Here is a 12,174-nt window from a genome sequence, read left to right as displayed (position 1 = left end):
ATGCAGCAATATCACGACGCCCTGCGCATGGTTCTGGAACAGGGTCTTGAAAGCACCGACCGGACGGGCACCGGCACGATCAGCCATTTCGGGCTGCAATGCCGTTACCGCCTGTCGGACGGCTTTCCACTGGTGACGACCAAGAAGCTGCACCTGAAGTCGATCATCCACGAATTGCTGTGGTTCCTGTCGGGCGACACGAACATCCGCTATCTGCAGGAAAACGGCGTCTCGATCTGGGACGAATGGGCGGACAAGAACGGCGACCTCGGGCCGGTCTATGGCCGGCAATGGCGCCACTTTCCCAAGCTGGTGCCAAGCGGCCTTGACGCCGACGGTCGGCCGCTGTTCTTCGCGGGCCATGTCGATCAGATCGCGGATCTTGTGGAAGCGATCCGCAAGACGCCCGACTCTCGCCGCCTGATCGTGTCCGCTTGGAATCCTGGCGACGTGCCGGACATGGCGTTGCCGCCCTGCCATACGCTGTGGCAGGTGCGGATCCTGGCGGGCAAGCTGCATCTGCAACTGTATCAGCGGTCGGCGGACATGTTCCTGGGCGTGCCGTTCAACATCGCCTCCTATGCGCTGCTCCAGGTGATGCTGGCCCATGTCACCGGCTATGAACCGGGCGATTTCGTCCATTCCATCGGCGACGCGCATATCTATTCGAACCACCTGGATCAGGTGCGAACCCAGCTTGCACGGACCCCGAAGCCGCTGCCCCGGTTGCGCCTGCGCCGGGATGTGCAATCCATCTTCGATTTCCGTTTCGAGGATTTCGAGGTACTGAACTATGACCCCGACCCGGCCATCAAGGCCCCCGTGGCGGTCTGATCCATGCTGACCCTGATTGCAGCCCGCGACCGCAATGGCGCCATCGGCAAGGACAACGACATCCCCTGGCGCGCGCCCGAGGATCTGGCCTTCTTCCAGCGCGAAACCACCGGGGGCGCTGTCGTCATGGGTCGCAGGACCTGGGAAAGCCTGCCGTTCAAACCCTTGAAGAACCGCCTGAATCTGGTCGTGTCCTCCGACCTTGCTGTGGCCGAGAACGTCCTTCCCACGCCCCAGGCCGCCGTGGATCACGCGCATTGCCTGGGTCATCGCCGGGTCTATGGCATCGGCGGGGCCGGCATCTATCGGGCCCTGCTTCCCATGGCCGACCGGCTGTTGCTGACGCAGGTGGACCTGGCCGTCACGGATGCGGACGCGTTCTTTCCCGATTTCGACAAGGATCAGTGGCATTGCCTGGGTTCGCTGGTCTTGCGCCAGGACACGCCCTGCTGCACCCTTTTCGAATACTTGCGCCGCCGCTGACCCAACAGGAGGATCCCGATGAATATCCGCTACTTGCACACCATGGTTCGCGTCAAGGATCTGGACAAGACCATCGCATTCTTCAAGCTGCTGGGGCTGGAGGAGACGCGCCGGATCGACAACGACAAGGGCCGCTTCACCCTGGTCTTCATGGCCCCGCCGGGTCAGCCGGAATGTCCGGTCGAACTGACCTTCAACTGGGACGGGGACGAAGGTCTGCCCTCGGACAGCCGCCACTTCGGCCACCTGGCCTATCGGGTCGGCAACATCTATGATCTTTGCCAGAAGCTGATGGACGCCGGGGTCACCATCAACCGTCCGCCGCGGGACGGGCACATGGCCTTCGTGCGCAGCCCCGACAATGTCTCGATCGAACTGCTGCAGGAAGGCGATCACCTGCCCCCGGCCGAACCCTGGGCCAGCATGGAAAATACCGGCCACTGGTAAGGCGATACCCGCGGGTCAGTAGATATAGCGGATCTGTTCCAGCCAGAACCGCTCGATCCGGCGGCTTTGCAGGTTGACCTGCTCCAAGGGCGGGTCTTCCAGCACGCCGGACATGGCCAGCCCTTCGGCATGGCGCAGGAACAGGCGGTGGACCATGTCGCGGATCGCCTGTCCTTCCTGGGTCAGCTTGACCCGCACCGAACGGCGGTCCATGTCGCTGCGTTCGTGATGGACATAGCCCATCGTCACCAGCTTCTTCAGGTTATAGCTGACATTCGATCCCTGATACATGCCACGGGACCGAAGCTCGCCCGCCGACACCTCGGCCCCGCCGAGGTTGTAAAGGATCATGGCCTGTACGGGCGTCAGGTCATGTTGGCCCAGACGTTCGAATTCGTCCTTGACCAGGTCCAGCATCAGCCGGTGCAGCCGTTCCAGAAGCTGCAGGGATTCCAGATAGGCTTCGGTCGTGTCTGCCAGATCCGGCAGAGCCTGAACGTCGGCCTGGGGGCGCATGTCGCGCGGCGCGGGGGAAATCATGGCGTCTTGCGGTCCTGATTTGTTCCTCATGACCCGACATTGCCGCAAAAATCAAAATCTTCAGTTAATGCAACAGAACTTCCCGGCAAGAATAGGAAGAATTTTATCGAACCGGCCTCAGCCGTTCCGCGGCATGATCCGCGACCCGATCCAGGATCGCACTGATTTCGGCAGGGCCGCGATTGGTCCCGCCATTCACCCGCGCCGTCACCCACAGATAAAGATCCTGGTCGTTTTCAGACAGCATGGCCTCATAGATATCCAGTTCGGCCGAATTCAGCGATGCCAGTGGCCCATCGGCGAAATGGCCCAGGATCAGGTCCATTTCCTTCATGCCCCGGCGCCAGCTGCGCATCTTCAGGCGGCGCAGACGGGTTTCAGCCGATTCGATCATTCTTCCATCCTTCCGCGACGCTTGCCGTCCTGGGAACCGCAGCATAATCCATGCGGGCAAGACGTTCAAACCAGCAAGGACCGCCATGGGTTTCCTGTCCGACCGCCTGAGCCGAATCAAGCCCTCGCCAACGATTGCGATGACGACCCGCGCGGCCGAATTGCGGGCGAAGGGACGCGACATCATCAGCCTGTCCGCCGGGGAACCGGACTTTGACACGCCCGTCCATGTCCGCGGCGCGGCCAAGGCCGCCATCGATGCGGGGCACACGCGCTATACCGCCGTGGATGGGACGCCATCGCTGAAACGCGCGATCAGCGACAAGTTCGCGCGGGAAAACGGGCTGGATTATGCCCCGTCGCAGGTCACGGTGGGCACGGGCGGCAAGCAGATCCTGTTCAACGCGCTGATGGCGACGCTGGACGAAGGCGACGAGGTGATCATCCCTGCCCCCTATTGGGTCAGCTATCCCGACATGGTGCTGCTTGCCGGGGGCAAGCCGGTCATCGTCGAATGCGGGATTGATCAGGGCTTCCGCCTGACACCTGAGGCACTTGAGGCCGCGATCACGCCGCGCACGAAATGGCTGATCCTCAACTCGCCCTCCAACCCGTCTGGAGCGGGATACGACCGCGCGGCCATGCAGGCGCTGACCGAGGTGCTGCTGCGCCATCCGCAGGTCTGGATCCTGTCGGACGACATCTATGAACACCTGGTGTTCGACGGGTTCGAATTCGTCACCCCTGCCCAGGTGGAGCCGCGCCTGAAGGACCGCACCTTGACCATGAACGGGGTCAGCAAGGCCTATGCCATGACAGGCTGGCGCATCGGCTATGGCGCCGCACCCGAGGGGTTGATCAAGGCCATGGCGAAACTGCAGTCGCAATCGACCTCGAACCCCTGTTCGGTCAGCCAGTACGCAGCCGAGGCGGCGCTGACGGGACCCCAGGACTACATCACCGAAAGCCGCGCGGTCTTTCAGCGCCGGCGCGACCTGGTGGTGGCCGGGCTGAACGCCTGCCCCGGCATCGACTGCCCGACACCGCAGGGGGCGTTCTATGTGTATCCGTCGATCAAGGGGCTGATCGGCAAGACCTCGGCCGCAGGCGCCACGATCACGGATGACGAGGCCTTCGCGAACGCGCTGCTGGATGAAACCGGCGTTGCGGTGGTGTTCGGCGCAGCCTTCGGCCTTTCGCCACATTTCCGCATCTCTTACGCGACCAGCGACGAACAGTTGACCGAGGCCGTGAGCCGCATCCGGCGCTTCTGCGAAGGGTGCAACTGACGCGTGTGACCCTGCGTTACCGGATCTGGTAACGACAGGAGATCACGATGCTGCCTCATGACACTCTGGTTGTCGTGACCGACGGCCAGTCGGCGACACTGTTCCGCAATGCCGCCAAGCACGGCATCGAGTTGTCTGAGACCGAACGGATCACACTGGACAGCATGAGCCAGCACAAGGCGGGTGACGCCAGTCCGGGCATCGTCGCTGCGGGCGATCCTGCCGTGTTTGCGGCCCGGCTTGCCGATCACCTGAACGACATGGTGCTGAAGCACAAGGCAGATGACGTCGTCATCATCGCGGATCCGCCCACCCTGGGGGTGTTGCGCAAGCGGTATCACAAGGAACTGCAATTCCGCCTGCGCAGGGAAGTGGCCAGGAACCTGACGAATTCCGACCTTCGCGCCATCGAGGACGCGCTGTCCTTATAGGCAGCGGCCCTTGATGCCGGCGGCTTTCGTCACAAGGCGGTCCAGCCCCCATCGACGCTGATGGCCGTGCCGGTGATCTGGGCCGCGGCGTCGCTGCACAGGAAGGCCGTCGTATCCCCCAACTGTTCGACGGTGACGAATTCCTTGGACGGCTGGCGTTCCAGCATGACCTTCTGGATCACCTCCTCGCGGCTCATGCCGTATTCCTTCATCGTGTTGGGGATCTGCGCCTCGACCAGCGGCGTCAGGACATAGCCAGGGCAGACCGCGTTGCAGGTGATCGCCTCTTTCGCGGTTTCAAGGGCGGTGACCTTGGTGAACCCGACGATCCCGTGCTTGGCCGCCACATAGGCGGATTTGAAGGCGCTTGCCGTCAGCCCGTGGGCGGACGCGACGTTGACGATGCGCCCCCAGCCCGCGGCACGCATCATCGGCAGGGCCGCTGCGGTCGTGTGAAAGGCCGAGGTCAGGTTGATCGCGATGATCGCGTCCCATTTCTCGACCGGAAAGTCTGGGATCGGCGCGACATGCTGGATGCCCGCGTTGTTCACCAGGATGTCGCAGCGTCCCGCCCGTTCGATCAAGGCCCGGCATTCGTCGCCCTTGGACATGTCCGCCTTGATATAGCGGACGGTGACGCCATGGTCCCGCGCCAGGGACTCGGCCAGGGCATGATCCTCGTCCCGGTCCGTGAAACTGTTCAGGACGATATCCGCCCCCGCCATGGCCAGGCGGTGCGCGATGCCCAGCCCGATCCCAGAGTTAGAACCCGTCACGACTGCGGTTTTACCGCCTAGAAACTTTTGAAACATCGCCCCCCTCCTGACTGTCGGCTTTAACAGGGCGCAAGGCCCCAGCCGTTTGCAGGTGCAGCATGGGGAAAAAAAAGCGCCCGCACAAGGCGGGCGCAAGTCATGAGGCAGGTTTCATACAGGCAAGAAACCTATCGAGCAGTAAGCCATTTATACGCTAATGCCTGTCAGAGTCCAACGAAGAAGTTCGACCCGGCATTGACGATCCCGGTTCAAGTCAGTTGAATTTGTATCGAAAAGAAGAAAATCGAGCAGACAGGCAATGAAATTCTTAAGAAACCTTAACAAATCTGCGGTTATCCGTGCCTTGTGCCTGATATCTGGCGGTTTTCTGACTGTTGCATCAATGCCGCTTGAAGGGCGTGCCGAACCGGCCCACGGGCTTGCAATGTATGGTCAGCCTGCTCTACCTCAAGGATTCCAAGCACTCCCCTACGTCAACCGCGACGCGCCCCAGGGCGGAATGATTCGCTTGGCCGAACCGGGGGGCTTCGACTCGCTCAAGCCCTGGGTGCTGAAAGGCAATGCAGCATGGGGCGTCGGCGTCCATGTCGCCGAGACGCTGATGTATCGCAGCCTTGACGAACCCTTCACGCTTTACGGACTTCTGGCGCAGTCTGTCGAAACGGCACCGGACCGCAGTTGGGTGGAATTCACCCTGCGCCCCGAGGCGCGTTTCTCGGACGGATCGCCCGTGACCGTCGAGGACGTGATGTGGTCATACGAGACGCTGGGGACGCAGGGGCATCCGCGCTATCACGGTGCCTGGTCCAAGGTCGCGAAGATGGAGCAGACCGGCCCCGCCCGCATCCGTTTCACCTTTTCGGAAAACGACCGCGAACTGGCGATGCTGATGGGGCTGCGGCCGGTCCTGAAGAAGGCCCAGTGGGAAGGCAAGGACTTCTCGGCCTCGGGACTGGAGGCGCCGATCGGCTCCGGTCCCTATGTCGTGGACCGGGTCGATCCGGGGCGCATGATCACCTTCCGGCGCGATCCCGATTACTGGGGCAAGGATCTGGCCGTCAACCGGGGGCGCAACAATCTGGACGTGATCCGCTATGACTATTTCGGCGATGCCAACGCCATGTTCGAGGCCTTCAAGGCGGGCGAGGTCACGGTCTGGCGGGAACTGTCCGCGAACAAGTGGGACCAGGAATACAATTTCCCCCTGATGACGCGGGGGGATGCGGTCAAGGCGGAAATCCCCAATGGCCGCCCGTCTGGGATCATGGGGCTGGTGATGAACACCCGCAACCCGCTGTTTGCCGACTGGCGGGTCCGTCAGGCCATGATCGAGGCCTTCAACTTCCGTTTCATCAATGCCACGCTGAACGGCGGCAAGGACCGGCGGATCACCTCGTATTTCGCGAATTCCAGCCTGGCGATGCAGCCCGGACCCGCGACCGGCCGGGTGGCCGAATTGCTGGCGCCCTTCTCGGCGGACCTGCCCCCCAGCACCATCGAGGGCTATGCCCTGCCCGAGGGATCGGACCGCGCGCTTGACAGGGCGGGCCTGCGGCGGGCGATCGCGCTGCTGTCGGACGCGGGATGGACCGTGCAGGACGGCGTTCTGCGGAACGCAGATGGCCGCCCCTTTGCCTTCGAAATCCTGCTGAACCAGTCCGGCACCGCCATGCGCACCGCGTCCGAGACCCAGCAGATCGCCGATATCTATGTCCAGGCGCTGCGGAACCTGGGGATGCAGGTGCGCATCACCTTGCTGGATCCGGCGCAGTTTGTGCAGCGCACCAATGAGTTTCAGTTCGACATGACCTGGTATGAACGCGCCCTGTCGCTGTCGCCGGGGAACGAACAACTGCTCTATTGGGGGTCCGAGGCTGCGGACCAGCCCGGCAGCCGCAACTGGATGGGCATGAAAAGCCCGGCGGCCGATGCCGTCATCGCCGCCATGGTCCAGTCTGAAACCGACGAGGATTTCACGTCGGCCGTTCGCGCCCTGGATCGAATCCTAACCGCAGGGCGTTACGTGATACCGGCCGGGTTCTCGCCGGTCTCGCGGCTGGCCCATGCTGCGGACCTGCGGTATCCTGCCCAGACAACGCCACTTTACGGAGATTGGCCGGGCTTCCTGCCCGAGCTGTGGTGGCAGGAGGCAGAAGAATGAAGGCAGTCTTGGGCATGCTGCTGGCCTGCACGGTGCTGGCTGGCTGCAATACGGTCGCTGGGGTCGGTGAGGACATCACCGGAATTGCAAACTGGGCGCAATCCTCGATGGGAGGCGGATACTGATGAAATGGAGCCATGTGCAGCAGAATTGGGCTGCGTTCTACGAAGCGATCGTCGAGAAGTGGCCCGAGGTCGACGAAACCGACCTTGATGAAATCGACGGCGATCAGCGCGCCTTCGTGGCCTATCTTGCCGAGGCGACCGGCCAGGAACCGTCCGAAATCCGCGAGGAATTGCGCGAATGGCTGGCCGGAGAGATTCCGTCGGACGTGGTCATGGATCCGACGCATGACAACCATTCCATCGCGCTCAGCGCCAAGTATGTGGGCGAGGGCGAGGATGAATATGCCGATGACGCCCGCTTCGGCGATGACGACGAATATCCTGACGACGGTGACAACTGACCGTCAGGCGGCGCGCGGTCCCCACAGGATGACCGCGGCGCCCGCCAGGCAGATCGCGGCGCCCATCACATCCCACTGATCGGGCCTGCGCCCTTCGGCCAGCCAAAGCCACAGGAGCGATGCGGTGATATAGACGCCGCCATAGGCCGCATAGGCCCGTCCCGCCTGATCGGCCGGGCTGAGCGACAGGACCCAGGCAAACAGCGCCAGCGAGGCCATGCCGGGCACCAGCCACAGCGGCGACTTGTCCAGCCGATACCACGCCCAGAAGGCGAAGCAGCCGGCGATTTCCGCCAAGGCGGCAGTCAGATAGATCGCAAGCACCTGCATCCGACCCGTCTAACGACGGCTTGCGGCGCCGTCCAGCACGCCTTTCCAGTTGCAACTGGGGGCGGGTTCTGCCACATGCAGCCCGACGGGGGGCATGGCATGAAGGACCGTCGCGATGAATCGCACCATCAAAATTGCCCTTGGCAGCATCGCAGTCGGGATCGTGGTCCTGGGGCTGAAGACCCTGGCCTGGCACATCACGGGATCGGTCGCGCTTCTGTCGGACGCCCTTGAAAGCACCGTCAACGTGGCGACGGCGCTTGCCGCGCTGATCGCGATCCGCATCGCCCAGCGTCCGGCCGACCGCGGCCATCCCTATGGGCACCACAAGGCCGAATTCATGTCGGCCGTCCTGGAAGGCGTGATGATCATCGTCGCGGCCCTGCTGATCCTCGAGGAGGCTTATCACGGCATCCGCGACCCCCAGCCCATGGACGCCCCGGTCAATGGTCTGCTGATCAATGCCTTCGCGGGCTGCATCAACGCCTGCTGGTGCTTCGTGCTGATCCGCCACGGCCGCCGCCTGAAATCCCCGGCGCTTGTCGCCGACGGCCAGCATCTGCTGTCGGATGTCATCACCTCGGCCGGAGTGATCTTCGGCGTGTCGATGGCCGTGATCTCGGGCTATCCGATCCTTGATCCGGTGCTGGCGGGGCTGGTTGCGATCAACATCCTGTGGTCGGGATGGAAGGTGATGGCGGTTTCCCTGGGCGGTCTGATGGACAGGGCGGTGCCAGAGGATCTGCTGCGCGATATCCGCACCACCATCTCGGACAACGCCGATGGGGCGATCGAGGCGCATGACCTGCGGACCCGGCACGCGGGCAGCATGACGTTCATCGACTTCCATCTGGTCGTGGACGGCGAAACCCCGGTGGCCGAGGCCCACGCCATCTGCGACCGGATCGAGGCCGCGTTGAAACGCCGCTTGGATGACGCGCAGATCACCATCCATGTCGAACCCGAACACAAGGCCAAGCATTCGGGCGTGCTGGTGCTCTAGGCCGCCAGCCTGACCCAGACGGGCACATGGTCGCTGGGCTTTTCGCCGGCGCGGGCCTCCTTGTCGATGCCCGTCTCGACCAGCAGGTCTGCGGCTTGGGGCGACAGCAGCAGGTGGTCGATGCGGATGCCATCGTCCTTGGCCCAGGACCCGGCCTGATAATCCCAGAAGGTGAAGGGACCGCGCGTGGACCAAGGATCGCGGATGCGGACGGCATCGGTCCAGCCCTGGTTCACGATCCGCCGGAAGGCCTCGCGGCTTTGCGGCAGGAACAGGGCGTCATCAACCCAGGCCTGCGGCCGGGCGGCGTCGCGCGGTTCGGGGATGATGTTGAAATCGCCCAGCATCACCACCGGAAGTTCGCTTTCCATCAGTTCTGCGGCACGCAGGCGCAGGCGTTCCATCCAGGCCAGCTTATAGTCGTATTTCGGCCCCGGCGCCGGGTTGCCGTTGGGCAGGTAAAGCCCCGCGATGCGGACCGCCTGGCTGCTGATGACGGTGGCCTCGATATAGCGGGCCTGTTCGTCGGCCTCGTCGCCAGGCAGGCCCCGCGTCACGTCCTCCAACGGCAGCTTGGACAGGATCGCCACGCCGTTGAAGCCCTTCTGGCCGTGGGTTTCGACGGTCCAGCCCAGATCCTCGAAATGGGCACGGGGAAAGCCCTCGTCCACGGACTTGATTTCCTGAAGGACGACCAGATCGGCGCCCGATCCCGCCAGCCAGTCGGTCAGTGCCTGAATCCGGGCCTTGACGCCGTTGATGTTGAATGTCGCGATTTTCATGCGCGCATCTTTATCCGCCCCCCGGCGATTGGCAACCGGGGTCGGGACACCTACCTTTCACCCTATGCGCCGCCTGATCGCCCTTCTGCTGACGATAGCCCTCGCCCTGCCTGCCCTGGCGCAGGACCGGCCGCGCGCGGGGCTGATGTGGAACCGCAGCGGGCTGCCCGCGACCCTGCCACTGGTCGTGCAGACCCTGCCCGGGCGCGACTATGCGCTGTTCCTGTCGCCCGACATCGGGGGCGATCCGGTGATGGCGGGTTATATCCACGGCGGCACGTTCTTCCGCCTGCTGGTGCCGCCGGGCACCTGGACCATCCGCTTTGCCCATGGCACCGACTGGCAGGGAGAGGATGCGCTGTTCGGTCCCGACACCGAATGGACCCAAGTCGCGGAACCCATGACCTTCGGCGCATCGGTCGCGCGCAAGCACGGCTATATCATCCGCCTGATCGAGACCGAGGGGAAGGTGCGCGTCGCCTCATCGGGTGCGCTGGACCTGTGCCAGGGCCTGACGATAACGACGGAGGTGATCGAACTGGACGACGAACTCAGGGATGATCGGAACCGCCTGCCCACCCCCGGCCTGCGGCGGCTGGAGATCGACGTGGATACCCGCACCCGGGTCTGCGGCTAGATCGAGAAGGACGTCCCGCAGCCGCAGCTGGACGAGGCGTTGGGATTGTCGATCACGAAGCGCGCGCCGATCAGTTCATCGGCAAAGTCGATGACGGCCCCTGCCAGATAGGGCAGCGACACCGGATCGACCACGACCTTCTGGCCCGCGCCTTCCAGCACCAGGTCGTCGGCCTCGGCCTGGTCCAAGCGGATGTCGTATTGGAAACCCGAACAGCCGCCGCCCGACACGGCCACGCGCAGCGGGCGGACCTCGCCCGAATCGTTGATCTCGGCCAGGCGGGCAAAGGCGCGTTCGGTGACTTTGGGGGGCAGGTTCATGGGTCGTTCCCGTTTTCGTCGGCAGTGCCTAAATATAGTGTCCACCAGACCTGTTGCAAGGAAGGCCCTGCCCCCCTGATGTCCAGTGCGATCGCCCCTTACGCCTGCCAACCCGAAGCCAGCCGCGGGCGGCTGCACCCGGAACGCATGTCCACCTTCCGCAGCCCCTGGCAGCGCGACCGCGACCGGATCATCCATTCCAGTGCTTTTCGCCGGCTGAAGCACAAGACCCAGGTCTTTGTCGAACATGACGGGGAAGCCTATCGCGGCGATTATTTCCGCACCCGCCTGACCCACACGATCGAGGTCGCCCAGGTCGCGCGCACCATCGCGGGCGCGCTTGGCCTGAATACGGACCTTGCCGAAACCGTGGCGCTTGCCCATGACCTTGGCCACCCGCCCTTCGGCCATACCGGGGAAGACGCGCTTGCCGCCTTGATGCAGCCCTATGGCGGCTTCGATCACAACGCCCAGGCGCTGCGCATCGTCACGCGGCTGGAACGGCATTACGCCGATTTCGACGGCCTCAACCTGACATGGGAGGCGCTGGAGGGCATCGCCAAGCACAACGGCCCCGTGACCGGCCCCCTGCCCTATGCCCTGGCCGAGGTGAACGCCGACTGGGATCTGGAACTGCACACCAATGCCAGCGCCGAGGCTCAGGTGGCGGCCGTCGCCGATGACGTGGCCTACAACCACCACGACCTGCATGACGGCTTGCGCGCCGAACTGTTCACCGAGGATGAACTGGCCGAACTGCCCGTGGTCGGCCCCGCCTTTGCCGAGGTTGACTATCTTTATCCCGGCCTCGACCCGACCCGCCGCCGCTACGAGGCGCTGCGCCGCGTCTTCGGCGTCATGGTGGAAGACGTCATCGCCGTGGCCCAGAACCGTCTGGCCGGGTTGCAGCCGCAATCGGCGCAGGAAATCCGCGACATGGACGGGCCGATCATCCGCTTTTCCAAGCCGCTGTATCAGAACATCAAGGCGATCAAGTCCTTCCTGTTCACGCGCATGTATCGCGCGCCTTCCGTCGTGGTGGAACGCACCAATGTCACGGCGATGCTGAACGACCTGTTCCCGCTGTTCCTGCACGATCCCGGCCAGATGCCCGATCATTGGAGCGATCTGGCCCGCAAGGCAGGCGACGAAACCGCCTGCGCCCGCATCGTTCTTGATTACGTCGCAGGCATGACCGACCGCTTCGCCATCGCCGAACATCAGCGGCTGTTCCCCGGCCGCTGATATTTCCGCAAGCCGCGAACCTCTGCCCCTTCCGCGC

At 63.7% G+C, this 12,174-nt stretch carries 17 protein-coding genes; 11 read left to right on the top strand and 6 right to left on the bottom strand.

The window, feature by feature from the left end; all coding sequences use genetic code 11:
- Genes IEX25_RS08125 through IEX25_RS08115 form a run of 3 tightly spaced genes read left to right on the top strand, consistent with a single transcriptional unit; the run spans position 1 to position 1,764 of the window.
- Positions 1 to 834 carry a thymidylate synthase gene (locus IEX25_RS08125; protein WP_103171248.1) on the top strand — a complete coding sequence of 278 codons (834 nt, stop codon included), beginning with the start codon at positions 1 to 3 and terminating at the stop codon, positions 832 to 834.
- A gap of 3 nt (positions 835 to 837) precedes the next feature.
- Positions 838 to 1,317: a dihydrofolate reductase gene (locus IEX25_RS08120; protein WP_103171249.1), complete on the top strand. Its 480-nt coding sequence runs from the start codon at positions 838 to 840 to the stop codon at positions 1,315 to 1,317.
- A gap of 18 nt (positions 1,318 to 1,335) precedes the next feature.
- Entirely contained in the window at positions 1,336 to 1,764 is a 429-nt protein-coding gene (locus IEX25_RS08115) for a VOC family protein (protein ID WP_103171250.1), read from the top strand.
- 15 nt (positions 1,765 to 1,779) lie between these two features.
- Here the strand turns inward: IEX25_RS08115 and IEX25_RS08110 are convergent, their stop codons facing one another.
- A complete protein-coding gene (locus tag IEX25_RS08110) occupies positions 1,780 to 2,280 on the bottom strand; it encodes a MarR family winged helix-turn-helix transcriptional regulator (protein WP_103171329.1) in 501 nt (166 codons plus the stop codon).
- A 127-nt stretch (positions 2,281 to 2,407) separates the two neighbouring features.
- Entirely contained in the window at positions 2,408 to 2,698 is a 291-nt protein-coding gene (locus tag IEX25_RS08105; protein ID WP_229665101.1) for a succinate dehydrogenase assembly factor 2, read from the bottom strand.
- Positions 2,699 to 2,783: 85 nt separating this feature from the next.
- On the opposite strand from IEX25_RS08105, the gene IEX25_RS08100 reads away from it, so the two are divergent.
- Both IEX25_RS08100 and IEX25_RS08095 read left to right on the top strand, forming a co-directional pair.
- Positions 2,784 to 3,986 carry a pyridoxal phosphate-dependent aminotransferase gene (locus tag IEX25_RS08100; RefSeq protein WP_103171251.1) on the top strand — a complete coding sequence of 401 codons (1,203 nt, stop codon included), beginning with the start codon at positions 2,784 to 2,786 and terminating at the stop codon, positions 3,984 to 3,986.
- A 47-nt stretch (positions 3,987 to 4,033) separates the two neighbouring features.
- Positions 4,034 to 4,417, top strand: a complete 384-nt coding sequence (locus tag IEX25_RS08095; protein WP_103171252.1) for a baeRF12 domain-containing protein — start codon at positions 4,034 to 4,036, stop codon at positions 4,415 to 4,417.
- A gap of 29 nt (positions 4,418 to 4,446) precedes the next feature.
- On the opposite strand, the gene IEX25_RS08090 is transcribed toward IEX25_RS08095, so the two are convergent.
- Positions 4,447 to 5,229: a 3-hydroxybutyrate dehydrogenase gene (locus tag IEX25_RS08090; RefSeq protein ID WP_103171253.1), complete on the bottom strand. Its 783-nt coding sequence runs from the start codon at positions 5,227 to 5,229 to the stop codon at positions 4,447 to 4,449.
- Between the two features lie 346 nt (positions 5,230 to 5,575).
- On the opposite strand from IEX25_RS08090, the gene IEX25_RS08085 reads away from it, so the two are divergent.
- Genes IEX25_RS08085 through IEX25_RS08080 form a run of 3 tightly spaced genes read left to right on the top strand, consistent with a single transcriptional unit; the run spans position 5,576 to position 7,820 of the window.
- Positions 5,576 to 7,354, top strand: a complete 1,779-nt coding sequence (locus IEX25_RS08085; RefSeq protein WP_370463844.1) for an extracellular solute-binding protein — start codon at positions 5,576 to 5,578, stop codon at positions 7,352 to 7,354.
- Positions 7,351 to 7,479 carry a hypothetical protein gene (locus tag IEX25_RS20305; protein WP_256388064.1) on the top strand — a complete coding sequence of 43 codons (129 nt, stop codon included), beginning with the start codon at positions 7,351 to 7,353 and terminating at the stop codon, positions 7,477 to 7,479. Before IEX25_RS08085 ends, IEX25_RS20305 begins: the two co-directional genes overlap by 4 nt.
- On the top strand, positions 7,479 to 7,820 hold the full coding sequence (locus IEX25_RS08080) for a hypothetical protein (protein WP_103171255.1): 342 nt from the start codon (positions 7,479 to 7,481) through the stop codon (positions 7,818 to 7,820). The genes IEX25_RS20305 and IEX25_RS08080 overlap by 1 nt, the downstream gene beginning before the upstream one ends.
- Before the next feature lie 3 nt (positions 7,821 to 7,823).
- On the opposite strand, the gene IEX25_RS08075 is transcribed toward IEX25_RS08080, so the two are convergent.
- Positions 7,824 to 8,150, bottom strand: a complete 327-nt coding sequence (locus IEX25_RS08075) for a YnfA family protein (protein WP_103171256.1) — start codon at positions 8,148 to 8,150, stop codon at positions 7,824 to 7,826.
- A gap of 115 nt (positions 8,151 to 8,265) precedes the next feature.
- On the opposite strand from IEX25_RS08075, the gene IEX25_RS08070 reads away from it, so the two are divergent.
- Positions 8,266 to 9,153: a cation diffusion facilitator family transporter gene (locus IEX25_RS08070; RefSeq protein WP_103171257.1), complete on the top strand. Its 888-nt coding sequence runs from the start codon at positions 8,266 to 8,268 to the stop codon at positions 9,151 to 9,153.
- Here IEX25_RS08070 and xth read toward each other — a convergent pair.
- The gene (xth, locus tag IEX25_RS08065) at positions 9,150 to 9,935 is read right to left on the bottom strand and encodes an exodeoxyribonuclease III (protein ID WP_103171258.1); all 786 of its coding nucleotides are present in this window, start codon (positions 9,933 to 9,935) and stop codon (positions 9,150 to 9,152) included. The genes IEX25_RS08070 and xth overlap by 4 nt on opposite strands.
- A 64-nt stretch (positions 9,936 to 9,999) precedes the next feature.
- Between xth and IEX25_RS08060 the strand changes: the two genes are divergently transcribed.
- Positions 10,000 to 10,572: a hypothetical protein gene (locus IEX25_RS08060; RefSeq protein WP_188714681.1), complete on the top strand. Its 573-nt coding sequence runs from the start codon at positions 10,000 to 10,002 to the stop codon at positions 10,570 to 10,572.
- Here the strand turns inward: IEX25_RS08060 and IEX25_RS08055 are convergent.
- Positions 10,569 to 10,892 carry a HesB/IscA family protein gene (locus IEX25_RS08055; RefSeq protein WP_103171260.1) on the bottom strand — a complete coding sequence of 108 codons (324 nt, stop codon included), beginning with the start codon at positions 10,890 to 10,892 and terminating at the stop codon, positions 10,569 to 10,571. The two genes, IEX25_RS08060 and IEX25_RS08055, sit on opposite strands and share 4 nt — an antisense overlap.
- Before the next feature lie 78 nt (positions 10,893 to 10,970).
- Between IEX25_RS08055 and IEX25_RS08050 the strand changes: the two genes are divergently transcribed.
- Entirely contained in the window at positions 10,971 to 12,137 is a 1,167-nt protein-coding gene (locus IEX25_RS08050) for a deoxyguanosinetriphosphate triphosphohydrolase (RefSeq protein ID WP_188714680.1), read from the top strand.
- Positions 12,138 to 12,174 lie beyond the last annotated feature (37 nt).

Source organism: Paracoccus acridae (assembly GCF_014642735.1).
Lineage (GTDB): Bacteria > Pseudomonadota > Alphaproteobacteria > Rhodobacterales > Rhodobacteraceae > Paracoccus > Paracoccus acridae.
The sequence above is the reverse complement of the archived record's forward strand: the minus strand, read 5'-3'. Positions and strand labels throughout refer to the sequence as shown.